Origin of the sequence: Streptomyces sp. RPA4-2 (assembly GCF_012273515.2) — a bacterium.
Classification (GTDB): domain Bacteria; phylum Actinomycetota; class Actinomycetes; order Streptomycetales; family Streptomycetaceae; genus Streptomyces; species Streptomyces kaempferi.
Genome location: NZ_CP050975.2, coordinates 7,641,030 through 7,663,467, shown reverse-complemented (window position 1 = coordinate 7,663,467; position 22,438 = coordinate 7,641,030). Strand labels below are relative to the sequence as shown.

General features: G+C 72.2%; 20 protein-coding genes, 1 tRNA gene, 1 pseudogene and 1 riboswitch. Of the genes and pseudogenes, 6 read left to right on the top strand and 16 right to left on the bottom strand.

Annotated elements, in window-relative coordinates:
- The first annotated feature begins 125 nt into the window (after positions 1-125).
- From HEP85_RS33520 to HEP85_RS33505, 4 genes are all read left to right on the top strand, one after another.
- Positions 126-1,241 carry a mechanosensitive ion channel family protein gene (locus HEP85_RS33520; protein ID WP_168531277.1) on the top strand — a complete coding sequence of 372 codons (1,116 nt, stop codon included), beginning with the start codon at positions 126-128 and terminating at the stop codon, positions 1,239-1,241.
- Positions 1,242-1,539: 298 nt separating this feature from the next.
- Positions 1,540-3,759 carry an NADP-dependent isocitrate dehydrogenase gene (locus tag HEP85_RS33515; protein WP_168531276.1) on the top strand — a complete coding sequence of 740 codons (2,220 nt, stop codon included), beginning with the start codon at positions 1,540-1,542 and terminating at the stop codon, positions 3,757-3,759.
- 296 nt (positions 3,760-4,055) lie between these two features.
- Entirely contained in the window at positions 4,056-5,180 is a 1,125-nt protein-coding gene (locus tag HEP85_RS33510) for a nitrous oxide reductase family maturation protein NosD (protein ID WP_369657950.1), read from the top strand.
- Between the two features lie 26 nt (positions 5,181-5,206).
- Positions 5,207-6,235 carry a methyltransferase gene (locus tag HEP85_RS33505; RefSeq protein ID WP_168534293.1) on the top strand — a complete coding sequence of 343 codons (1,029 nt, stop codon included), beginning with the start codon at positions 5,207-5,209 and terminating at the stop codon, positions 6,233-6,235.
- A 112-nt stretch (positions 6,236-6,347) separates the two neighbouring features.
- On the opposite strand, the gene HEP85_RS33500 is transcribed toward HEP85_RS33505, so the two are convergent.
- The 7 genes from HEP85_RS33500 to HEP85_RS33470 form a co-directional block, all read right to left on the bottom strand.
- Positions 6,348-6,680, bottom strand: a complete 333-nt coding sequence (locus tag HEP85_RS33500) for a TcmI family type II polyketide cyclase (protein ID WP_153287536.1) — start codon at positions 6,678-6,680, stop codon at positions 6,348-6,350.
- A 23-nt stretch (positions 6,681-6,703) separates the two neighbouring features.
- A complete protein-coding gene (locus HEP85_RS33495; RefSeq protein WP_168531273.1) occupies positions 6,704-7,183 on the bottom strand; it encodes an SRPBCC family protein in 480 nt (159 codons plus the stop codon).
- A 1-nt stretch (position 7,184) separates the two neighbouring features.
- Positions 7,185-7,442 (bottom strand): phosphopantetheine-binding protein, encoded by a 258-nt coding sequence (locus HEP85_RS33490; protein ID WP_153287538.1) that lies wholly within the window; start codon positions 7,440-7,442, stop codon positions 7,185-7,187.
- A gap of 24 nt (positions 7,443-7,466) precedes the next feature.
- Positions 7,467-8,723 carry a ketosynthase chain-length factor gene (locus HEP85_RS33485; protein WP_329291922.1) on the bottom strand — a complete coding sequence of 419 codons (1,257 nt, stop codon included), beginning with the start codon at positions 8,721-8,723 and terminating at the stop codon, positions 7,467-7,469.
- Complete coding sequence (locus tag HEP85_RS33480) at positions 8,720-9,988, bottom strand: beta-ketoacyl synthase (protein ID WP_168531271.1); 1,269 nt, start codon at positions 9,986-9,988, stop codon at positions 8,720-8,722. The genes HEP85_RS33485 and HEP85_RS33480 overlap by 4 nt, the downstream gene beginning before the upstream one ends.
- Entirely contained in the window at positions 9,985-10,467 is a 483-nt protein-coding gene (locus HEP85_RS33475) for a cupin domain-containing protein (protein WP_168531269.1), read from the bottom strand. Before HEP85_RS33475 ends, HEP85_RS33480 begins: the two co-directional genes overlap by 4 nt.
- Before the next feature lie 70 nt (positions 10,468-10,537).
- Entirely contained in the window at positions 10,538-11,674 is a 1,137-nt protein-coding gene (locus HEP85_RS33470) for a SchA/CurD-like domain-containing protein (RefSeq protein WP_168531267.1), read from the bottom strand.
- Positions 11,675-11,908: 234 nt separating this feature from the next.
- On the opposite strand from HEP85_RS33470, the gene HEP85_RS33465 reads away from it, so the two are divergent.
- A complete protein-coding gene (locus tag HEP85_RS33465) occupies positions 11,909-13,576 on the top strand; it encodes an FAD-dependent monooxygenase (protein WP_168531265.1) in 1,668 nt (555 codons plus the stop codon).
- A gap of 209 nt (positions 13,577-13,785) precedes the next feature.
- Here HEP85_RS33465 and HEP85_RS33460 read toward each other — a convergent pair whose 3' ends face one another.
- The 5 genes from HEP85_RS33460 to HEP85_RS33440 form a co-directional block, all read right to left on the bottom strand.
- Entirely contained in the window at positions 13,786-14,241 is a 456-nt protein-coding gene (locus tag HEP85_RS33460; protein WP_168531263.1) for an RpiB/LacA/LacB family sugar-phosphate isomerase, read from the bottom strand.
- A 165-nt stretch (positions 14,242-14,406) separates the two neighbouring features.
- Positions 14,407-14,480, bottom strand: a tRNA-Pro gene (locus HEP85_RS33455).
- 145 nt (positions 14,481-14,625) lie between these two features.
- Positions 14,626-16,014, bottom strand: a complete 1,389-nt coding sequence (locus tag HEP85_RS33450; RefSeq protein WP_369658146.1) for a hypothetical protein — start codon at positions 16,012-16,014, stop codon at positions 14,626-14,628.
- Between the two features lie 298 nt (positions 16,015-16,312).
- Entirely contained in the window at positions 16,313-16,537 is a 225-nt protein-coding gene (locus HEP85_RS33445; RefSeq protein WP_211118106.1) for a hypothetical protein, read from the bottom strand.
- 229 nt (positions 16,538-16,766) lie between these two features.
- Entirely contained in the window at positions 16,767-17,204 is a 438-nt protein-coding gene (locus HEP85_RS33440; protein WP_168534289.1) for an Lrp/AsnC family transcriptional regulator, read from the bottom strand.
- Between the two features lie 164 nt (positions 17,205-17,368).
- On the opposite strand from HEP85_RS33440, the gene HEP85_RS33435 reads away from it, so the two are divergent.
- On the top strand, positions 17,369-18,643 hold the full coding sequence (locus tag HEP85_RS33435) for an ArgE/DapE family deacylase (RefSeq protein ID WP_329291912.1): 1,275 nt from the start codon (positions 17,369-17,371) through the stop codon (positions 18,641-18,643).
- Positions 18,644-18,695: 52 nt separating this feature from the next.
- Here HEP85_RS33435 and thiD read toward each other — a convergent pair whose 3' ends face one another.
- The 4 genes and pseudogenes from thiD to HEP85_RS33415 form a co-directional block, all read right to left on the bottom strand.
- Positions 18,696-19,508, bottom strand: coding sequence for a bifunctional hydroxymethylpyrimidine kinase/phosphomethylpyrimidine kinase (gene thiD, locus HEP85_RS33430; RefSeq protein WP_168531261.1), 813 nt, complete (start codon positions 19,506-19,508; stop codon positions 18,696-18,698).
- Positions 19,509-19,599: 91 nt separating this feature from the next.
- Positions 19,600-20,994 (bottom strand): cytosine permease, encoded by a 1,395-nt coding sequence (locus HEP85_RS33425; RefSeq protein ID WP_168531259.1) that lies wholly within the window; start codon positions 20,992-20,994, stop codon positions 19,600-19,602.
- A riboswitch (TPP riboswitch) is annotated at positions 20,984-21,078 on the bottom strand. (Overlaps the previous gene by 11 nt.)
- 104 nt (positions 21,079-21,182) lie before the next feature.
- A complete protein-coding gene (locus HEP85_RS33420) occupies positions 21,183-22,262 on the bottom strand; it encodes a maleylacetate reductase (RefSeq protein ID WP_168534287.1) in 1,080 nt (359 codons plus the stop codon).
- A gap of 5 nt (positions 22,263-22,267) precedes the next feature.
- A pseudogene (locus HEP85_RS33415) lies at positions 22,268-22,402 on the bottom strand (6-chlorohydroxyquinol-1,2-dioxygenase); the annotation flags it as partial.
- Positions 22,403-22,438 lie beyond the last annotated feature (36 nt).

Here is a 22,438-nt window from a genome sequence, read left to right as displayed (position 1 = left end):
CCGGAAGCCGAACGGCCGTCCGGGCGTGATCGTGCGTTCCCGGATTCGAGCAGGTGGCAAGTGACGACACAGCGCATACGGCCCATGGGCCCTCACCCCGGCCCCGGTCTCCCAGGAGGTCACCGATGAAGCGTCCGGTCACCCTGGACGACCTGATGATCGCCGGCATAGCCGTGGCCGCGGGACTGCTGGCGGCGTTCCTGCTGCGGATGCTGCTGCGCTGGCTGGGCAAGCACGCCGAGCGCACCCGTTGGAGCGGCGACGACGCCATCGTGGACGCGTTGCGCACCCTGGTGCCGTGGGCGGCGATCGCCGGCGGGTTCGCGTCGGCGGCCGCGGTGCTGCCGCTGACCGCGCCGGTCGGACGCACGGTCAACCGCTCGCTGACCGTGCTTCTCATCCTGGTCACGACGATCACCGCGGCCCGGCTCATCGCCGGACTGGTCCGGTCGGTGACCCAGTCCCGATCGGGGGTCGCCGGATCGGCCACCATCTTCGTCAACATCACCCGGGTCGTGGTGCTGGCGATCGGTTTCCTGGTCGTCCTGCAGACCCTGGGGATCTCCATAGCGCCCCTGCTCACGGCCCTGGGCGTGGGCGGTCTCGCCGTCGCCCTGGCACTCCAGGACACCCTCGCGAACCTCTTCGCGGGCGTCCACATCCTCGCGTCGAAGACGATCCAGCCGGGCGACTACATCCGGCTGAGCAGCGGCGAGGAGGGCTACGTCGTCGACATCAACTGGCGCAACACCACGGTCCGTCAGCTCTCCAACAACCTGGTCATCATCCCCAACGCCCAGCTGTCGGGCACCAACATGACCAACTTCACCCGGCCCGAGCAGCAGATGACGCTGACCGTGCAGGTCGGCGTCGGTTACGACAGCGACCTCGACCACGTCGAGCGCGTCACCAACGAGGTCGTCACCGAGGTGATGACCGGGATCACGGGCGCCGTCCCGGACCACGAGCCCGCCGTCCGCTTCCACACCTTCGGCGACTCCCGCATCGGACTGACCGTGATCCTCGGCGTGGGCGAGTTCAGCGACCAGTACCGGATCAAGCACGAGTTCATCAAGCGCCTCCACAAGCGCTACCGCGACGAGGGCATCCGCATCCCGTCGCCCGCCCGCACGGTCGCCCTGCAGCCGGGCGGTGCGGAGCTCCTGGAGTCGGGCATACCGCACCAGCGGGACGCGCGGCCGCAGAGCCGGAGCCGCACGGACGGGCCGGCCCGGCTCTAGGGCGTCGTGGGGGGCAGGCGGGACTCTCGCCACACGTCCTCGGGGGCGCGGCGCCACCGATGCCGTACGCCGGGCGCCCGTGGCCCCCGAAGGCGTCTCCTCCCAGGAGGTCGGAGGCTCGCGGGCGCGTCGAGGTGGTCGGGGCGGTGGCCGTGACGCACGGTTACGGGGCAAAACCCCGCCCGGGGTCGATCGAACCGCGATCGGGCTCGGTCGGATGCGGACCCCTGTCGAGCCGGGGTCGCTCAGGAGATATCTTGATGTCGAGCAATGTTGCAGACGTGGAGCGGAGCACCCGGTGACTGACTCGACCATCATCTACACGCACACTGACGAGGCCCCGGCCCTGGCGACGTATTCGTTCCTGCCGGTGGTCCAGGCGTACGCCTCGCAGGCGGGTGTCACTGTGGAGACCCGTGACATCTCGCTGGCCGGGCGCATCCTCGCGCTCTTCCCCGAGTTCCTGGAGGAGGGGCAGCGCGTCCCGGACGCCCTCGCCGAGCTGGGCGACCTGGCCAAGACGCCCGGGGCCAACATCATCAAGCTGCCGAACGTCTCGGCCTCCATCCCGCAGCTCAAGGCCGCGGTCGCCGAGCTGCAGGAGCAGGGCTACGCGCTGCCGGCCTACCCGGACGACCCGAAGTCGGACGAGGAGCGCGACATCCGCGCCCGTTACGACAAGGTCAAGGGCAGCGCCGTGAACCCGGTGCTGCGCGAGGGCAACTCCGACCGCCGCGCCCCCGCCTCGGTCAAGAACTACGCCAAGACGCACCCGCACCGCATGGGCAAGTGGACGTCCGACTCGAAGACGAACGTCGCCACCATGGGCGTCGACGACTTCCGTTCCACCGAGAAGTCCACGGTGATCACCGAGGCCGGCGCGCTGAGGATCGAGCTGGTCGGCGACGACGGCTCCACCACGGTGCTGCGCGAGTCCGTACCCGTCCTCGCCGGCGAGGTCGTGGACGCGTCCGTCATGCACGTCGCGCCGCTGCGCGAGTTCCTCACCGAGCAGATCGCCCGCGCCAAGGCCGAGGGCGTGCTGTTCTCGGTGCACCTCAAGGCCACGATGATGAAGGTCTCCGACCCGATCGTCTTCGGTCACGTGGTGCGCGCCTTCTTCCCGAAGACGTTCGCCCGGTACGGCGAGGCGCTCGCCACCGCCGGTCTGACCCCGAACGACGGACTCGGCGGCATCTACAAGGGCCTGGAGGCCCTGCCCGAGGGCGCCGAGATCAAGGCCTCCTTCGACGCCGAGCTCGCCGAAGGACCGGAGCTCGCGATGGTCGACTCCGACAAGGGCATCACCAACCTGCACGTGCCGTCCGACGTCATCGTCGACGCCTCGATGCCGGCCATGATCCGCACCTCCGGCCACATGTGGGGCCCGGACGGCCAGGAGGCCGACACGCTCGCCGTCCTGCCGGACAGCAGCTACTCCGGCGTCTACCAGGTCGTCATCGACGACTGCCGCGCCAACGGCGCCTTCGACCCGTCCACCATGGGCTCGGTGCCGAACGTCGGTCTGATGGCGCAGAAGGCCGAGGAGTACGGCAGCCACGACAAGACCTTCGAGGTGCCGACCACCGGTACGGTCCGCCTCGTCGACCAGTCCGGCAACGTCGTCCTGGAGCAGACGGTCTCCGCCGGCGACATCTTCCGCGCCTGCCAGACCAAGGACGCCCCGATCAAGGACTGGGTGAAGCTGGCCGTCACCCGCGCCCGCGCCACCGGCGACCCGGCCGTGTTCTGGCTGGACGAGAGCCGCGCGCACGACGCCGTGCTCATCGGGAAGGTCGAGCAGTACCTGCCTGAGCACGACACCGAGGGCCTGGACATCCGCGTCCTGTCCCCCGTCGAGGCGACCGAGCTGTCCGTGGAGCGCATCCGCCGCGGCGAGAACACCATCTCGGTCACCGGCAACGTGCTGCGCGACTACCTCACCGACCTCTTCCCGATCCTGGAGCTGGGCACCAGCGCCAAGATGCTGTCGGTCGTCCCGCTGATGGCGGGCGGCGGCCTCTTCGAGACGGGCGCCGGCGGCTCCGCCCCGAAGCACGTCCAGCAGCTGGTCAAGGAGAACTACCTGCGCTGGGACAGCCTGGGCGAGTTCTTCGCGCTCGCGGCCAGCTTCGAGCACCTCGCGACCACCACGGGCAACGCCCGCGCCCAGGTCCTCGCCGACACCCTCGACCGCGCGACGGCGACCTTCCTCAACGAGGACAAGTCGCCGACCCGTCGCGTCGGCGGCATCGACAACCGCGGCAGCCACTTCTACCTGGGCCTCTACTGGGCGCAGGAGCTGGCCGCGCAGACCGACGACGCGGACCTCGCCAAGGCGTTCGCCCCGCTCGCCGAGACGCTCACCGCGCAGGAGCCGGTGATCGTCGACGAGCTGCTCGCCGTCCAGGGCAAGCCCGCCGACATCGGCGGCTACTACCAGCCCGACCCCGCCAAGGCCGCGAAGATCATGCGTCCGTCCGCCACCTGGAACGAGTCGCTCGCGACCCTCGCCTGACATACCGTCGTGCCCCGACGGGCCACGACTGCGCCGCCCCGGCCGGGTCCTCCGGCCGGGGCGGCGGCGTTCCGCCGGTCCGGTGGCCCCGGGCCGGACACCTTGTGTCGTCCACCGTGTGCCCACACCGTGCGCCGGACACGGTGTACCGGGCAGGGTCCTCCGTCGTCCTGATACCCCGTCAGAGTCTCCGCGTGGCCGACCGACACACCGGCGCACACCCAAGGGGCGACAAGGGCTGTCCACCTGGGTGATCAGCGGTGGCGTGCCGGAACCCCCGCTCATAGCTTCGGCCCATGACCAAACGACAGATGGCCTATCTCGCGTGCACCGCGGCCGTCATGGCGTCGGGGCTGGGCGCCGCCCCGTCGGCCGACCACCGCACCGTGCACCTGGTGAGGCCCGGCGAGTCCATCCAGAAGGCCGTGGACACCGCACGGCCGGGGGACACCGTCCTCATCTCCCCCGGCACGTATCACGAGAGCGTCCGCATCACCGTGCCGGACCTGACGGTGCGGGGCTCCGGCGCCCGCCGCACCGTCATCGAGCCGGGCCCGGCCTCCGCCGACGTCTGCGCCAAGGCCGGCAACGGCATCTGCGTGACCGGGACGGACAGCGCTCCCCTCACCGGTGTCACCGTGCGCGCGCTGACCGTCAAGGGCTTCGCCAAGCAGGGCCTGTGGGCGTCGGGGACCGACCGGCTGACCGTCCGCGGGGTGACCGCCGAGGACAACGGCCAGTGGGGCATCGCCCAGGAGAGGTCCGACCGCGGGGTGTTCCGGCACAACACCGCCCGGGGCAACGGCGACGCCGGCCTGTTCGTCGCCAACACGGTGTCCGCCGAGGAGGGCGCCCGGGACACCCGGGGGACGGTGATCAGTGACAACCGACTGGTCGACAACCGGATCGGCATCACGGTACGCCGGCTGCGCAACCTCACCGTCGACCACAACGAGGCGACCGGCAACTGCGCCGCGGTGTTCGTCGTGGGCGACGAGAACAAGCCGCCCGCCGGAGCGCTGACCGTGCGCCGTAACTACCTCCACGCCAACAACAGGTCCTGCCCCAAGACCCCCCGGCTGCCCGCTCTGCAGGGCTCGGGCATCGTCCTCACCGGCACCGAGAACTCCCTGGTGACGAAGAACTGGGTCGTGGACAACGTGGGCACCTCCCCCCTGTCGGGCGGCATCGTGCTGTTCAAGAGCTTCGTCGGCGCGGCCAACCGCGGCAACGTGATCCACGACAACGTGGTGCTGCGCAACGGCCCGGCCGACCTGGCCGACCGGGACCCCGCCGGCACGGACAACGTGTTCCGCCGCAACACCTGCCGGGTCTCCCAGCCCGCTAAGCCGGTGCTGACCGTCCCATCGCTCCCCCACCCCCCACCCAAGGCACGACAGAAGAAGCGAGGCACCAGATGACGACTGCCGAGCAGGCTCCGGACCGGATGACCACCGCCGAACAGGCTCCCCCGCCGCCCATGCGGCTGCGGGAGCTCGTCTTCGGAGCGGCGTGCGCCGCCGCCGTACGCGCCGCCGCCCGCCTGGGCGTGGCCGACGCCCTGGAAGAGACGCCGATGAGCGTCGAGGACCTGGCGGCGGCGGTCAAGACCCAGCCGGGGACCCTGCGCCGGCTGTTGCGCGCTCTGTCCTGCCAGGGCGTCTTCGTGGAGCGCCCCGACGGCTCCTTCGCCCACACGGAGATGTCCCGGCTGCTGCGCGAGGACGACCCGCACAGCCTGCGGTACATCGCCCTGTGGTGCACCGAGCCCTGGACGTGGAACGTCTGGCCCCGGCTCGACGAGGCGGTGCGCTCCGGCCGCAACGTCTTCGAGGACGTGTACGAGAGGGAGTTCTTCGAGTACCTCAACGAGGAGGCGCCCGAGTCCGCGTACGTCTTCAACCGGGCCATGACGACGTCCAGCGAGCAGTCGGCGCGCGACGTCGCGGCCCTGCTCGACCTCGGTGGGGTGGCCTCGGTCGCCGACATCGGAGGCGGTCAGGGGCAGGTCGTGGCCGGCCTGCTGGAGAAGCACCCCGGGATGCACGGCACCCTGCTCGACCTGCCGGGCGTGGTGGCGAACGCCGACGCGCGCCTGCGCGACGGGGGTTCGCTGGCCGACCGGGTGCGCATCGTGCCCGGTGACTGCCGCGAGGACATCCCGGTACAGGCGGACGTGTACATCATCAAGAACATCCTGGAGTGGGACGACGACAGCACCCGCCGGGCGCTGGCGAACATCCGCAAGGCGGCGCTGCCCGGTGCCCGCGTCGTCGTCATCGAGAACCTCGTGGACGACACCCCGTCGATGAAGTTCACGACCTCCATGGACCTGCTGCTGCTCCTCAACGTCGGTGGCGCGAAGCACACCCGGCAGAGCATGGTCGACCGGCTGACGGCCGCGGGCCTGGTCATCGGTGAGGTCCGTCCGGTCAACGCGTATCTCCACGCGTTCGAGTGCACCGTCCCGGCCTGAGCCGACACGGCGTCCCGGGCCGGCCGCCCCGCACAGGCCCGCCCCGCAAACCCGAGGCCGCCGGATCCGCGTTCGCGGATCCGGCGGCCTCGGGTTGTGTCCGGGCGCCCGGTCAGGAGGCGGCGGCGCGCTCCCAGCGGTAGAAGCAGCGGGCCATGGCGTCCTTGGGGCTGCGCCACGTCTGCGGGTCGTACGCACTGACGTACGCGGACAGTTCCTCGCTGACGCTGCGGAACTCCGGGTGCCCGACCACCTTCGCGATGGCGGGCGCGGGGTCCTTGTCGGATTCGATGAGGTGCATGTACACATCACCGAACTGGAAGAGGCTGCGCCGGTTGACGCCGATCAGGTGCGGCAGTTCACCGCGGTCGGAGGCGGCGAACACGTCGGCGATCGCCGGCGCCGAGTCGGGCGCCATCCGGGCGACGATCAGGGCGTGATGCATCGGGGTCCTTCCTGGGTCGGTGATCAGCCCGGTACGGCGGGCGCGTTGCGGCGGTCGCGGGCGACCTGCTCGATGCGGTCCCGGATCAGGGCCATCTGGACGCGGGAGTTGCGGTTGATGTTGTCCGTCATCCAGGCGTCGTCGACCGGCGCGTCGGGCTTCATCGCGAAGTCCTGCACCCAGTGCATGTGGGTGCCGCCCGGGGTCTCCTTGTACTCCCACCGGATGTTCATGTGGGCGAAGGGGCCGGTCTCGACGCGGCGGGCCCGTACGGTCCGCGCGGCGCGGTCCACGGTCCGCTCCGAGACCCAGCTCCAGACCTTCCCGTTCTCGTCCGGGTGCATGGTCAGGCGGAAGCTCGTCGTGTCGCCGTCACGGGAGAGCACCTCCAGGGACGCGTACTCGCTGAACAGCTGAGGCCAGTTCTCGATGTCGTTGGTCATGTCCCAGACCAGGTCGAGAGGGGCGTCGATGGTGATGCTGTTCTCGGTGTGTCCTGCCACTTCAGGCTCCAGTCTTGAGGGTGCTGTTGACGAGGTCGAGGAACTCGCGGGGCGTCTTGCAGCGCTCCGCGTCGGGCGGCAGCGGCTTGCTGTACCGGTTCTCCAGCTCGCCGACGATGCCGAGCAGGCCCAGCGAGTCGAGGCCGAGGGTGCCGAACGGGGAGTCCGACGCGTGGTGCAGCTGCTGGGGGTCGACGGTGACTCCGGCGGCCTTCTTCATCAGCTTGGCCAGTTCGTCGACGGTCACTTCGATGATCATCTGTGTTCTCCTTCCCGCCCGGTCCTATCGGGCGGATTCGCCGCCGCGGCGCACGACCAGCGCCGCGTTGGATCCCATGAGTCCCCTGCTGAGGATCAGGGCCGTGTTCAGCTCGGCGGGGCGAGCGCTGGACATCACCAGGTCGAGGTCGTGGCAGATGTCGAACACGTTGGGGGTGGGGGGCACCAGCCCGTTCTCCATGGCGAGCACCGCGGCCGCGGTGTCCAGCACGGGTGCCGCGCAGTAGGCCCGCCCGATCCCGGTCTTGGGCGCCGTGACGGGCACCCGGGTGCCGTGCGCCCCCAGGGCGTCGGCGATGGCCAGGGCTTCGGCGCGGTCCGCCTCGGGCACGCCCAGGGCGTCGGCGAACACGACGTCGATGTCCTGCGGGGCGCAGCCCGCCTCGTCGAGGGCGACCCGGATGGCCTGGGCGAGTCCCTCCCGGGACTGCTCCCAGCGGGAGGCCCCCGTGAAGGTGGCGCCGTGCCCGGCCACGGTGGCCCGGATCGCGGCACCGCGGTCGCGGGCGCGAGCCTCTTCCTCCACGACGAGCATCGCGCCGCCCTCCGCGGGTGCGAACCCGCAGGCCCCCTCGGTGAAGGGCCGGTAGGCGCGATCGGGGTCCTCGACGGTGCTGATCTCGGGGTAGCCGAGCTGGCAGACCATCGAGTACGGGGCGAGGGGCGCCTCGGCGGACCCGGCGAGGACCGATCCGGTGCCGCGCCGTACGCCGCGGGCGGCGTGCGCGATGGCGTCCAGGCCGCCGGCCTCGTCGCTGGCGACCACTCCGCACGGCCCCTTGAAGCCGCCCCGGATGGAGATCTGGCCGGTGCTGGCGGCGTAGAACCAGGCGATGGACTGGTACGGGCCGACGTACCGGGATCCCTGGCCCCACAGTTTCTGGAGTTCCCGCTGCCCGAACTCCCCGCCTCCGGAGCCGGCCGCGGTGACCACGCCGATGTTGTACGGCTCCGCGGGCTCCCCGTGGCCGAGGCCGGCGTCGTCCAGGGCGAGGACGGTCGCGGCCATGGCGAAGTGACTGAAGCGGTCGGTCTGGACGAGGAAGCGCTCCTCGATGAGGGACGCGGCGTCGAAGGAGCGGACCTCGCCGGCGACGCGGAGCGGCAGGTGCTCGCATCCCTCGCGGGTGATCCGGCCCAGAACGCCGAGCCCCTCACTGATGGACTTCCAGTAGGCGTCGGCTCGCAATCCGTTGGGCGCGATCACACCGATCCCGGTGATGGCCGCGCGCCGGGGGCGCTCAGTGCGCTGACTGGTCATGGGTTCCTCCCACCCGGCCCGGTCAGGAGCACCGCGGACTGGAAACCGCCGAATCCGCTGCCCACGGAGAGCACGTTGCGGAGCTTCCGGGGGCGTGCGGTGCGCGGAACGTAGTCCAGGTCGCACTCGGGGTCGGGGGTTTCGTAGTTCGCGGTGGGCGGCACGACCTGGTGCTTCAGGGCGAGGACGCAGGCGACGACCTCGATCGCGCCGATCGCGCCCAGCGAGTGCCCCACCATGGATTTGATGGAGCTCATGGGTGTCTTGTACGCGTGTGCGCCCAGCGACCGCTTGACCGCGGCGGTCTCGTGGCGGTCGTTCTGCCGGGTGCCCGAGCCGTGCGCGTTGACGTAGTCGATCAGTGTCGGATCGAGTCGCGCCTGGTCGAGCGTGGTGTCGATCGCCCGGGCCATCTCACGGCCCTCACTGGTCAGACCGGTCATGTGGTAGGCGTTGCCGTAGGTGGCGTAGCCGCCGATCTCGCAGTAGATGTGCGCACCGCGGGCCCGGGCGTGCTCGTACTCCTCGAGGACGAGTACCGCCGCGCCCTCGCCCATGACGAAGCCGTTGCGGTTGGCATCGAAGGGCCGGGAGGCGTGTTCCGGGTCGTCGTTGTCGGGCGACGTCGCCTTGATGGCGTCGAAGCAGGCCATGGTGATCGGGGATATGGGAGAGTCGGACGCCCCGGCGATGCAGACGTCGGCCCGGCCCTCCTCGATCGTGTGGAAGGCGTAGCCGACCGCGTCGAGTCCGGAGGTGCAGCCCGTGGAGACGGTCTGTACCGGACCCTGCGCGCCGAACTGTTCGGCGACCACCGAGGCGAGCGTGCTGGGTGAGAACGCCAGGTGCAGTTGCGGGTCGGCGGCGCGGTGGTCCACGTCCCACCGTCGACCGCCCTCACTGACCTTGACGTAGTCGTGTTCCAGGCGGGTGGTACCGCCGACGGCGCTGCCGAGCGAGACACCGACCCGCCAGGGGTCCTCCCTGGCGGTGTCGAGTCCCGAGTCGCGTACGGCCTCGTTGGCCGCGACCGCGGCGAACTGGATGTACCGGTCCGTGTGCTGACTCAGCTCCGGGTCGAGACCGTGCGCGAGGGGGTCGAAGTCGCATTCGGCGGCTATGCGCGAGCGCAGGCCCACCGGATCGAACAGCGTGATGCCGCGGGTCGCGGTACGGCCGTTGGCGAGGAGGTCCCAGAACGCCGTCGCTCCGGTGCCGCCCGGAGCGACCACACCGATGCCGGTGACGGCCACCCGCCGGGTCACTTTATGGCCCCACTTCGCTCGGACGGCCGTCCGTGGTCAGGCGCGGACAGGTCCGTCCCGGCGGCGACGAACTCGGGGGCGGGCCCGTGTCCGTCGGTCACCTCCGTGTCGACGTGACCGAGGCTCGGCCGGGGGGCGAGCGGGCCCAGGTGGAAGACCATGCGGGCCTCCGTGTCACCGACGTTGCGGAAGCGGTGGCGCATGTTGATCGGGATCAGGAGCCCCTGGTCCGGCCGGAGCGCGTGCGCCTCGCCGTCCAGGTCCACCTCGAGCGCGCCGGTGACGACGTACACGAACTCCTCGGAGTACGGGTGGTAGTGCTCGCCGATGCGCTCGCCGGGCTGGATGATGGCCAGGCCCATGAACCCGCTGGTGGAACCCGCGGTGGCGGGGGTGAGCATGGCCCGGATGTCGCCTCCGCGCCTGCGGTTGGGTTCCGTCTCGCTCAGGTCCACGATGCGTGGATGCTTCTGGATCATTCTTGATACCTCCGACTGTGGAAGTGGCGTGCGGTGGGGCGGCCGCGGGCCTGGGGGCCGCGGCCGTCCGTCAGGAGTCCGCCGAGGTGCGGTCGGTGACGGGCATCATGTCGGCGTGCGACAGGAGCCGGTTGACGTTGCGCTCCGTCTCCAGGGAGCCCTCGACGCCGATCGCGGGACCGTCGAGGAGCCGCTCGAGCTCCGCGGCCTTGCCGGCGCCCTGGACGCCGAGCGAGGCGACGGGGTCGGCGTCGAGTTCGCCCGTGATGTCGACGAGGCGCACCACGATGTCGTCGCGCTGGAAGACGGTGCTCCCGTAGACCGGCCCGTCGGGGTCGGCCGCCGCGGACTCGTCCTGATGGGCGAGCAGCCGGGCGAGCTCCATCCCCTGGCCGCGCTTGGCCGGGTAGTACAGCGCGTGCCGGCGAAGGCCCGCGGGTTCCGGCCGGTCCGCCACCACGTGGTGCACGGCCGGCAGGGCCGCGCGGGTGAAGAAGACCCGCGCCGAGTCCTCGTTGCCCAGGTCGCGGTCCTGCTCCAGGTACGGGTTGATGGCCTCCTCGACCGCCCGTACCTCGGGCTGGCGCGCGACATGGCGCAGGGCCACCAGGAGGTCGCCCTCCACTTCCACCGCGCGCACGACGCGGTTGCCGTGCATGAAGAGCGAGGTGCGGCGCAGGCGCGTGGTGGCGTCGACCTGGGCCTCGGGCGCCTGGTACCCGGCCAGGATCTCCGCGACCTTCGACTCGGAGCCCGGCTTGACCGTGAAGGTGAGGGCGTGGCGAGCCACCCCGTCGCCCACGCGGGCCTGTACCTGCTGGACGGACTTGGCGGCCTTGCCGGCCTTCGGCGCCGCCTGCTGCGGGTTGCCGTGGGTCTCGCGCAGGATGCTGTACCGCATCGAGCGGGTGTCCTTGACGCAGCTGTGCATCGGCCTGACCGTCTCGACGTGCTCCTCGCTGTTCACCCAGGCGAGGAAGGGCGGGGCGCTCTCCCACTCACTGGTGATGAGCCACTGCGAGGGGTTCTCGATGGACTGGCAGAGCTGGTCGCTGATGTGACCGGGGATGGACGCGACCTGGTTGCACATGAGTTCGTAGGCGTCGAGGAACTTCTGCTGGGCTCCGTCGTACAGATCGAGCAGCAGGATCACCCGCAGCTTGGAGCCGTCGAACGCCGACTGCGAGATACGTCCCGAGCTGGTCATCCGGCACACCTTTCTTCGTTCTTCACGGAAGGTCAGGAACGACCGCCGTGGCCGAAAGGCCGGGGTCGCCATGAGCCGATCGTTGACGGGACGTCCGATACGCGCGAGCCCCACGGGGCGGACGAGTGAACTGCGTGTCATCCGGGTGCCCCGGGCTCGCGGCCAGGCCCTCAAAGGGCATGGAACCTGCATCCCATTCCTGACTCACGTCGCGGGTGACACGGGAGGCAATCAATGAACCGATGGAAAGAGGCCGGCGAGGTCGGTCACCACACGCCGGTCCTCGTCGTCGGCGGCTCCCTGGTGGGCCTGTCCACTTCGCTGTTCCTGGGGCGCCTCGGCGTTCCGCACCTGCTCGTCGAGCGTCACCCGGGCACGTCGATCCATCCGCGCGGACGCGGCAACAACGTCCGCACGATGGAGTTGTTCCGGGTGGCCGGGGTGCAGCGGCGCATCGAGCGGGCCGCGTCCGTCCTGGCGGAGAACCATGGCATCCTGCAGGCTCCGACGCTGGTGGGCGACGCGGGGGAATGGCTGTTCAAGACCATCGACCCGGGTGGCGGCCTGGCGCGTTTCAGCCCCAGCAAATGGTGTCTGTGCAGCCAGAACGACCTGGAGCCGGTGCTGCTGGAGTGCGCTCGGGAGCTGGGCGGGGAGTTGCGGTACTCCACGGAACTGATGTCGTTCGAGCAGGACGCCGAGGGGGTGACCGCGCGGCTCAAGAGCCGTGTGACGGGCGAGCACAGCACGGTCAGGGCGGACTATCTCGTCGCCGCGGACGGCCCGCGCAGCCCCGTCCGCGAGCGGCTCGGCATCGGGCACAACGGCCCGGGCGACCTGTTCCACAACGTGAGCGTCACCTTCACCTCCCGGCGCCTCGCGGAGGCCGTCGGCGACCGGCGCTTCATCGTCTGCTATCTGACCGACCCGGAGGCCGACGGGGCGCTGCTGCCGGTCGACAACAAGGAGCACTGGGTGTTCCACGCTCCCTGGCACCCCGAACACGGGGAGACGCTGGAGGAGTTCACCGACGAGCGGTGCGCGCGGCACATCCGGCGGGCCACGGGCGTACGGGATCTCGATGTGGAGATCACCGGCCGGGCCGCCTGGCACGCGGCCGAGCGGGTCGCCGAACGGTACGTGGACGGCCGGGTGCTCCTCGCCGGTGACTCGGCCCACGAGATGTCCCCCACCGGGGCGTTCGGTTCCAACACCGGTATCCAGGACGCGCACAATCTCGCCTGGAAGCTGGCCGCGGTCCTGGGCGGCTGGGCCGGCCGCGGGCTGCTGGACTCGTACGACGCGGAGCGCCGTCCGGTCGCGGAGGCGACGAGCGCGCGCGCCTCGTCGCGTTCGGTCGAGCACAGCCACCCCGGGTACACGCCCGCGCCCCGAACCGGCGGCCCCGGGGGCCCGCATGGCAAGGGCGGCGGCATCCTCAACGTGGCGCTGGCCTACCGCTATCCGCGCGGCGCGGTCCTGGACGCCGATCCGACGCTGCCGATCGTGCCGGACGGCATGCGGTTGACGGGCGAGCCGGGCAGCCGGGCACCTCACCTGTGGCTGGAGCGTTCCGGCGACCGGATCTCCACCCTCGACCTGTACGAGCGGTCCATGGTGCTCCTGAGTTCGGCGGACGGCACCACCGGGTGGCACACCGCGGCGAAGGACGCCGCGGCGCGGCTGTCGGTGCCGCTGGACTCGTACCGGATCGGCGGCGGACCCGGCGCGGAGCTGTCCCCCGAGGGCGGAAGCGACTGGGCCCGGGCGCACGGTGTCACCACGGAGGGTGCGGTGCTGGTCCGCCCCGACGGGTTCGTCGCCTGGCGGTCCGAGGGCCCGTCGGCCGATCCCGGCGCGACACTGCGGGAGGCGCTCATGGAATTGCTGGACCGGCGCTGACGAGTCCTTCGCGCCGGCGGACGCGGACGCTCCGCCGGAACGGACGCGGGAACTCCGCCGGAACGGACGGCGGCGGGGAGCCGGGCCCCGACGAAGGCGGGTGCCCGGACCGGCGGCCGCGGGGAGCCGGGATGCGCGCGAGGGCGGGACGGCCGGTGTCCGCCGGCCGCCCCGCCGTCGCGCGTGTCCGGGGGCCTCGCCCGAAGGGGTCAGGGACCCGTTCGGCCGAGGTCGAGCCGTCCGATGTGCGCCACGTTCTCCCGGTCGTCGGCGTCCTCGCCCGCGTCGGCGGCGAACCAGGCGTCGAGGATCTCCTTGAGCAGCGGTTCGGACGTCAGCCGCAGGCTCAGCGCCAGTACGTTGGCGTCGTTCCAGCGGCGTGCGCCGTCCGCCGTGTACGCGTCGGTGCACAGGGCCGCCCGGACGCCCGCCACCTTGTTCGCGGCGATCGACGCGCCCGTGCCGGTCCAGCAGCACACGACCGCCTGCTCCGCGGTCCCCGCGGCCACCTCGCGGGCCGCCGCCTCCGAGCACACCGCCCACCGCGGGTCCTGGCCGGGGTGCAGCGCCCCGTGCGTCGTGACCTCGTGGCCCCGGCCGCGCAGCTCCGCGACGAGGGAACGGGCCACGGGTTCGTCCATGTCCGAGGAGACGGAGATCCGCATGCACGGCAGCCTACCCAGCGACGCGGACGTGCGGCACGCCGCTGCGTCCGGCAGCCTGAGAAAGGCCTGCGTACCCGAAGAGGAGCCGGCGTACACGAAGAGAGGAGCCGGCGTACACGAAGAAGGGCCCTCACGGACCATCGCCCGTGAAGACCCTTCGCACCGTCGGGACGACAGGATTTGAACCTGCGACCCCTTGACCCCCAGTCAAGTGCGCTACCAAGCTGCGCCACGTCCCGATGCGGTTCACCCGCGGTGATCCCGCGTGATCGTGCAGGTAAACCCTACCGCACGTGCGGGGGCGGGCCCGCACACGCGACGGCGGGCGGGGCGGTGCGTCAGGTAAGCCGCATAAGCGCGGCACGTGGACCACGGGGGCTGCGGCTACACCCTGCCGCCCGCGAGCCTCCACTCCCGGTGCAGCGTGCCCAGCGGAATCCCCCGCCGGAGGACCGGGGTGCCGAAGACGGACAGCTGGATCCGCAGGGTCCCGCTCAGATCGAGACCGCCGTAGACGCCCCAGGTACCCGTCGCCGCGGTGTGGGCCTTCGTGCCGGAGCCGGCCGGGGCGGTGACGTCGACGGTGCCCGCGGCCTCACCGCGTAGATACGGGGCCAGGTCGGCGGTGACGCCCACGGCTCCGTACAGACCGACGGTGGCCTGCGCGCCGAGGGCGGCCTTCACCCCTCCGGCGGTCGTGACCAGGGCATGCACCGGGGTGCTCGCCATGTGCGACTCGTTGACCGGGGTCCAGCCCCTGGCCGAGTCGTAGGTGCCGCCCGCGTCGAAGTCGCCCTTGAGGTCCTGCTCGATGTCGACGGTGACCCTGCCGTCGCCGCTGATCTGGAAGTAGCAGGTCAGGTCGAGGTTCACGACGACGGGGATCGGGCCGACCTGGAGGACGGGGTCGGCGTGCAGCTTCGCGAACGGCAGCCGGACGGGCTGGGCGGAGGCGGCGGCGCGTCCCTTCAGTGCCCACCGCGAGGTCCAGTCGCCGGAGACACCGAGACGGGCGGTTCCGGGGCCGGCCGCGGCGCCCCCGCCGCCGTAGGAGAAGTCGACCTCCGGCTTGACCTGGACGAAGCCGGACACGGTCGCCGCCGCGGAGGCCGACGCCCCCTCGGCCGTGGCGACCCGGGTGGCGACGTCGACCCGCAGGCTGCCGAGCGGGACCTTCGCGCCCTCGGGGCCCGCGTGCACGTCTCCGGCCCGCGCCCAGGAGACCTTGACGTCGGGCAGCAGCCGCTCGACGTCGAAGGAGGCGGGATCGACGGGAACGGTGCCCTTCGCGTCACCGTCGCCGAGCAGCGCGTCCAGGGTCGTCGGCGCGGTCCGCACCTCGGTGCCGTCGGACCTCTCGTCGATCACCTCGGTGACCTTGGCGAGCAGTCCGTCAGGGGCGCCGGGCGCGGGGGCGCTGGCGATGACGTCGCCGACGGCGGTGCGGCTCGGCGCCGGTGTCCCTCCGGGGGCCGGCGACGCGGACGGATTCCCCTTGTGCGCGGGGGATATGACGGCGCGCCGGGTGCGGCTGTCGTACGAGGTCACCGTCAGCGCGGACTTGGCCGCCCTGCCGCCGGCCGTACCGGGCCGCGCGACGGCGGTCGAGGTGGCCGCGGGCGCGGCGGCGACGGCCAGTGGCCGGCCGTTGTCCGCGGGCGCGGCGGCGGAGGAAGTGGCGTCCGGGGCACGTTCGGGGGCGGTGGCGGAGCGCGGGCCGGGGTCTGCGGAGCAGCCGGCGAGGAAGAGGGCGGATGCGGCGAGCGCGGGCATGACGGCACGCAAGGGCCGCTTGCGGATACGCAAGATCAGTCCTGAGGGGGGTGGGGGCGGCAAGGAATTACCGGCGAGTAACTAGATGTGAGCATGCCATGAAGGCGTGAAGACCCGCTTCACCTTTCCGCACCCCTCAGGGGTGATGTGCGCCACGCCGCCCCCCTCAAGGCGGTCGCGGCGCCTCCAACTCACGCCAAAGTCGACCCAATTGACGTGGCGTCACAAGATCGACCCACACGGGCGCACCCGTCACACCCCGCCCACAGGGGGAGGGGACACGACGGCCCGGGCGCCCTCACGTCCCGGTCTCGGGCCCCCAGTACTCCGGGCCGATCCCCCGCCAGTCGATGAGCGGGGACACCGCGATGGTCAGCGGGTCGACATCGAGCCCCGCACGCCGCAGGAACTCGGACAGGTCGCCCAGGTTGTAGGCCAACCCGAGGCTCTCTCCGTGCACACGGACCCGACGGCCACCCGTCGGCGCCGGCGGGGACACGATCACAGGCAGCGGTTCGGACATGAATCCAGCCTCGCCTCTCCGGTCCCGGCCTGCATCCCGGCCGGCTGTCTCGCTCGTTCACCGCGCGCCACCATGGGGCCGCCGGGGAAGTGTGGGTACGCCATGGCCAGATTCAATCACGTGTTCGATTTACTGCGCGACCGCGACCACGACCACGACCGCCGCCGCACCCGCACCCGTGCCCCGTGCGGATCGCCGATCGCCGGCCGGCCGGGCGGGCCGCCGTCGGTCAGACCCGCGGCCGGTTGATCAGCCCGGACAGCACGATCACGCTCTCCGTCCGCTCGATGACCCGGGCCTCGCGCACCTGCTGGATGGCCCGTTCCAGGTGCGGGATGTCCAGGGCCATCAGGTGCACCATCGCGTCGGCGGCCCCGGAGACCGTGTAGGCCTCGACCACCTCCGGCACGGCCTCCAGGGCCCGCCGCAGTTCGGCGGGGGTCGGATTGCCCTTGCAGTACACCTCGGCGAAGGCCTCGGTCCGCCAGCCCAGCGCCTGGGTGTCGACGAGGGCCGTGAAGCCGCGGATCGTACCGTCGGCCACGAGCCGGTCCAGGCGCCGCTTCGCCGCCGGTGCCGAGAGCCCGGCGGCGCGGCCGATCTCCGCGTACGTGCTGCGCGCGTCGCTCAGCACACACCGCACGATGTCCTCGTCGATGGCGTCCATGGCCAAGTCGCTCACCCTCTCGCCGCGCAAGAAATCACCACGCAGGCCCAGTCTTCACAAGAAATCGATCCTAGACGGAAACAAACGGCGATTGTTTGCGTACCGGAACTGTTCGTAGCATCCTCACGCCCCCTCGTCGTCCACCCGCGAAAGGAGCGTGTGGCATGCGCGCAGTGCTCAGTGCCGAGGAGTCCGCCGCCGTGGAGGCGGTCGACGAAACGGCCGTCGCCACGATGCTGCTCGACACCCTGGCCGTGCCCAGCGTGACGGGAAGCGCGGCCGAGTCCGAGCTGCAGCACCGCCTGGCGCGGGACCTCGGCCGGTCCGGCCTGGACATCGACCTGTGGTCGATGGATCTGCCCGCTCTGCGCGCCGAGCCCGGTTTCCCCGGCATGGAGGTGCCACGCGACGAGGCATGGGGGCTCGTCGCGACGCTGCCCGGCGCCGAGGACGGTCCGACCATGATCCTCCAGGGTCATGTCGACGTCGTGCCGCCCGGTGACCTCGCGCAGTGGGCGGGCGCCCCCTTCGTACCGAGCCTCCGCGGAGACGTCGTGCACGGCCGGGGCGCCTGTGACATGAAGGCCGGGGTCGTCGCCAACGTCGCCGCGCTCGCCGCCATCCGAGCCTCCGGGGTACGGCTGCGCGGCAGCGTGGCGGGCCACTTCGTGGTCGGCGAGGAGGACGGCGGGATCGGGGCCTTCGGGACCCTGCGCCGTGGCCACACCGGCGACGCCTGCGTCATCAGCGAACCGACCGGCGGCACGCTGGTCACCGCGAACGCCGGCGCCCTGACCTTCCGGATCACCGTGCCGGGCCGGTCCACCCACGCGAGCACCCGTGACGCCGGGGTGAGCGCCATCGACGCCTACGCCCCCATCGCCGCCGCCCTGGCCCGGCTGGAGGCAACCCGCAGCGAGACGCCCGATCCGCTGATGGCCGAGTACCCCTTCCCGTACAGCGTCTCCGTCGGAATGCTCCAGGCCGGGGACTGGGCCAGCAGCGTGCCGGGGCTGCTCGTCGCCGACGGCCGGCTCGGGCTGCAACTCGGCGAGGACCCGGCCGCGGCACGCGCCGCGTTCGAACGCTGTGTGGCGGAGGCGTGCGCGGCCGATCCGTGGCTGCGCGGGCATCCCGCGGTCGTCTCCTGGCCCGGCGGCCAGTTCGCCAGCGGACGGCTCCCGGCCGGCCATCCCCTGCGCGAGACGGTCGGCACCGCGCACGCCGACGTCACGGGCGCGCCCTCGGCCCGGGAGCGCGGCGCCCCCTACGGGAGCGACCTGCGGCTCTACGCCGGGGCGGGCATAGCCACACTCCAGTACGGCCCCGGGGACGTACGCCTGGCCCACGGCCCCGACGAGCACGTGTCCCTCGCGGAGACGGTCGCCGTCGCCCAGGCGCTGGTCCTGGCGACACTGCGCACCGTGGGAACCCGGTAGGACCGGCGCCGGGAGGACGACGGACCCGGTAGGCCCACGGACCCCAGGACGTTCAGCGCCCCGCGCGCATCCGCCAGCCGTGGTCGACCGGTCCGAGTCCGGAACCGAGCGGGAAGCCCGCCGCGATCGCGCCCGTGACGTACTCCTTGGCCCGCCGCACCGCCTCCGGCACCGCCCGCCCGCGCGCCAGTTCCACCGCGATCGCCGAGGCCAGGGTGCAGCCGGTGCCGTGGGTGTGCCGGTTGTCGTGGCGCGGGGCCCGCAACCAGAGCTGTTCGGTGCCGTCGGTCAGCAGGTCGACGGCCTCGCCGGGCAGATGGCCGCCCTTCACCAGGACCCAGCGGGGACCGTAGGACAGCAGCCGTTCCGCGGCCCGGCACATGTCCCGCTCCCCCGTCACTTCGATCCCCGTGAGCTCGGCGGTCTCGTCGAGATTCGGCGTCGCCACCGTCGCGACCGGCAGCAGCGCGGTCCGTACGGCGTCCAGCGCGTCGTCGGCCAGCAGCCGGTCACCGTGCTTGGAGACGCTCACCGGATCCACCACCACGGGCGCGGCGACGTCCGACAGCAGCTCGGCGACGGTCTCGACGAGCAGCGCGGAGCCGAGCATGCCGGTCTTCACCGCCTGCACCCCGATGTCGTCCACCACGCTGCGGTACTGCGCGCGCACCGCCTCGGCCGGAAGTTCCCAGGCTCCCTGCACACCGAGGGAGTTCTGCGCGGTGACCGCGGTCAACACGCTCATCCCGTGCGCCCCGAGCGCCAGCATGGTCTTGAGGTCGGCCTGGATGCCGGCGCCGCCGCCCGAGTCCGATCCGGCGACGGTCAGGACGCGGGGCGGGGCGGCGGGGGTGTTCGAGGACATGGCGGGTTCGCTCCGTACGAGAGGCGAGACGGGTGAGAAGTGGCGGGCGGGGGTGCGGGGCGACCGGGCCCGTGACGGGCGGCGGCCGTGGTCAGCGGCGCAGCCGCAGCGGCGCGTACACCACGAGGGCCGCGAGGAACGCCACCCCGTAGGCGAGATCCGCACCGTGCAGGGCCCGGGCGACCGGACCGACGTACAGGCTGGTGCTCATGAACGGCACCGCCGCGGCGAAGGCGCCGACGAACGCCACCAGCGCGGGCCACCACGGCTGCGGGCGGGCGCTCTCGGCGGACAGATCCACCGGCGCGCCGGCGCGCGCCCTGGCCCGGACGAGCCAGTCGACGGCGACGATCGCGACGAACCCGGGGATCCAGTAGCCGACGAGCAGCAGCACGTTCTGGAACCGGGTCGTGGTGTCGGCGGCGTGCATCCACAGCACGAGCGGAAAGCCGAGTACGGCCGCCAGCGCGGCGGCGGCCGGACGCGGCAGGCGTACGCCCATGGTCTGCAGGGCGAGTGAGCCGCTGTAGTCGTTCATGGCGTTGCTGCTCAGGGCGGCCAGGGCCACGGCGAGCAGCCCGAAGGCGCCGAGGACACCGCCGCCGAGCAGGGTGTCGACGCCGCGGGCGGTCTGGTCGGTGAAGACGGAGGCGCCCCACAGGCCGAGCGCCTGGACGGCCACGAAGGACACGCTGACACCGGCGAGCGTGCACCAGAACATCCGCGGTCGGGACGCCGTACGCGGCAGATAGCGGCTGAAGTCGCTGGCGTAGGGGGCCCAGGACAGCGCCAGGCTGAGGGCGATGGTGCAGGTCAGGACGAAGGCCCCGGCCCGGTCGGCGCCGTGCGCGGAGGCGGTGGCGGCGGGGTGGTCGCCGTTCAGGAGCTTCACCGTCAGCGCGGCGAAGGCGGCGGCGAGGGCGAACGTCATCACGGTCTGGAGCCGGTGGATCACCTCGTACCCGAGGACGCCGAGCGCTCCCTGCGCGCCCATCATGACCAGCACACCCAGCCAGAACGGCCAGCCGCACAACTGCGCCAGCGCGTCCCCGCCGAACAGGCCGATCAGCGCGTCCCAGGCGATCGACGACAGCCACTGCAGCGCACCCGGCACCAGCACGGCCCGTCCGAACGCGAGCCGGGCGAGCGGCAGCTGTCCGGCGCCGGTCTGGCTGCCCCAGGTGCCGAGGTACGCCGTCGGCACCGCGCCCAGCAGGGTGCCCAGCACGACGGCGGTCAGCGCGGTGGCGAAGTCCAGGCCGAGCGCGACGCCGACGGTACCGGTGAAGACGCCGGTCATCGTCAGGTTGGGGGCGAACCACACGGTGAAGAGGCGGCCGGGGCCGCCGTAGCGGTGGTCCTCCGGCACCGGGGCGATGCCGCGCGCCTCGACGCGCAGATCCCCGGGGGCCTCGGGCATCCGCCCGTCGAAGACGCCCTGCGGGCCTCCGACGGCCACTTCACCACGGGCATACGGCAACGACATGAGACATCCCTCCGCCAGTCCTAACTGGTTCAGGTTCGACGGGTGTGATCTCAGCCCACGTGCGGGGCACCCCGTGTCCGGTTCGGCGTCAGGATAGCCCGGCCCGCGCGTACGTCCCAGGCAGGGGGCGCAGGGACCCACGCGAGGGAGCGCGAAGCCCGTGGATCGGCGTCGTTGCGGGCCGGCTCTCAGGAGCCGACGCGCGGCTCCCAGCCCTCGTACGCCGCTGTCAGCAGGCCCAGCACGCCGTGCGCGGTGACCTCGCGGGGGTTCGGGTACGCCTGGCCGGCGGCCTGCGCCGCGGCCACCGCCAAGTCGGCCTCCTCCAGGCCGAGTTCGGCGAGGGTGCTCGGCGCGCCCAGGCCCCTGGCGAGCTCCCGCAGGGCGCGCGGGACGTCGTCCGTGCCGAGCGCCCGGGACAGCGTGGCGATCGCCCGGGGCGCGGCGGACGCGTTGTAGGCGAGGACGTAGGGCAGGACCACCGTGTGCGTCTCGGCGTGCGGGAGGCCGAAGGTGCCGCCGAGGACATGGCACAGCTTGTGGTGCAGGCCCATGGTGGTGGCGCCGAGGCAGGCACCGCACAGCCACGCGCCGTACAGGGCGCGGCTGCGCGCGTCGAGGTCGCCGGGGGCGGCGGCCACGGCCGGCAGGGCGCCCGTCATCGCCCGGACCCCCTCCTCGGCCATGAGCGAGACGAGGGGCGAGGCGTCGGGCGCGTAGAGGGCTTCGACTGCGTGCGCGAGGGCGTTGACGCCGCTGGTCACCGAGAGGGGAACGGGGAGCCCGAGGGTGAGTTCGGGATCGTAGACGACGCTTCGGGGCTGAACGGCGAGGTCGCGTCCGGTGCGTTTGGCGCCGTCCTCGGTCAGACCCCACACCGGGGTCATCTCGGAGCCGGAGTAGGTGGACGGCACGGCGATCAGCGGCAGCCCGGTACGCAGCGCGATCGCCTTGCCGAGGCCGATCGCCGAGCCTCCGCCGACCGCCACGCAGCCGTCGGCCCGTATCTCGCGGGCCACCTCGACGGCTCGGGCGGCGACCTCGGCGGGTACGTGCATCCGGGCCTCGGCGTGCAGCCCCGCGCACTGGCCGCCCAGCGCGTCGGCGACCGCACGGGCGGTGACCTCGCCCCGGCTGCCGCAGACCACCAGCACCCGGTGCAGACCGAGCCGGGCGACCTCGCCGGGGGTCGCGGACACGGCGGCGCCGGGCCGGAAGACGACCCGGCCCGGCCGGGTCTCGTACGAGAAGTCGAGCGGGGTGTCCATGGCGCTCATGCCTGCTCCCGTACGAGGTCGAAGCGGGCGTGCCGGAGGGGGGCCGGGAAGCCGAACTCCCCTGCCAGGGAGGGGTCGTCGGTCTCGGCGACCTCCTGGACCAGGCCCTGCTCCACGGCGGACACGGCGTCGATGACGCCGGCCGTGAAGGCGGCCGTGGAGTCGGC

Coding starts and splice junctions, on each gene's coding strand:
- HEP85_RS33510 (WP_369657950.1), top strand. CDS start 4,056: ATGACCAAACGACAGATGGCCTATCTCGCGTGCACCGCGGCCGTCATG.
- HEP85_RS33470 (WP_168531267.1), bottom strand. CDS start 11,674: ATGACCAGCTCGGGACGTATCTCGCAGTCGGCGTTCGACGGCTCCAAG.
- HEP85_RS33435 (WP_329291912.1), top strand. CDS start 17,369: ATGCGCGCAGTGCTCAGTGCCGAGGAGTCCGCCGCCGTGGAGGCGGTC.
- HEP85_RS33425 (WP_168531259.1), bottom strand. CDS start 20,994: ATGTCGTTGCCGTATGCCCGTGGTGAAGTGGCCGTCGGAGGCCCGCAG.
- HEP85_RS33475 (WP_168531269.1), bottom strand. CDS start 10,467: ATGATCCAGAAGCATCCACGCATCGTGGACCTGAGCGAGACGGAACCC.
- HEP85_RS33500 (WP_153287536.1), bottom strand. CDS start 6,680: ATGCATCACGCCCTGATCGTCGCCCGGATGGCGCCCGACTCGGCGCCG.
- HEP85_RS33465 (WP_168531265.1), top strand. CDS start 11,909: ATGAACCGATGGAAAGAGGCCGGCGAGGTCGGTCACCACACGCCGGTC.
- HEP85_RS33460 (WP_168531263.1), bottom strand. CDS start 14,241: ATGCGGATCTCCGTCTCCTCGGACATGGACGAACCCGTGGCCCGTTCC.
- HEP85_RS33520 (WP_168531277.1), top strand. CDS start 126: ATGAAGCGTCCGGTCACCCTGGACGACCTGATGATCGCCGGCATAGCC.
- HEP85_RS33505 (WP_168534293.1), top strand. CDS start 5,207: ATGACCACCGCCGAACAGGCTCCCCCGCCGCCCATGCGGCTGCGGGAG.
- HEP85_RS33445 (WP_211118106.1), bottom strand. CDS start 16,537: ATGTCCGAACCGCTGCCTGTGATCGTGTCCCCGCCGGCGCCGACGGGT.
- HEP85_RS33440 (WP_168534289.1), bottom strand. CDS start 17,204: ATGGACGCCATCGACGAGGACATCGTGCGGTGTGTGCTGAGCGACGCG.
- HEP85_RS33485 (WP_329291922.1), bottom strand. CDS start 8,723: ATGACCAGTCAGCGCACTGAGCGCCCCCGGCGCGCGGCCATCACCGGG.
- HEP85_RS33420 (WP_168534287.1), bottom strand. CDS start 22,262: ATGGACACCCCGCTCGACTTCTCGTACGAGACCCGGCCGGGCCGGGTC.
- HEP85_RS33450 (WP_369658146.1), bottom strand. CDS start 16,014: ATGCCCGCGCTCGCCGCATCCGCCCTCTTCCTCGCCGGCTGCTCCGCA.
- HEP85_RS33490 (WP_153287538.1), bottom strand. CDS start 7,442: ATGATCATCGAAGTGACCGTCGACGAACTGGCCAAGCTGATGAAGAAG.
- thiD (WP_168531261.1), bottom strand. CDS start 19,508: ATGTCCTCGAACACCCCCGCCGCCCCGCCCCGCGTCCTGACCGTCGCC.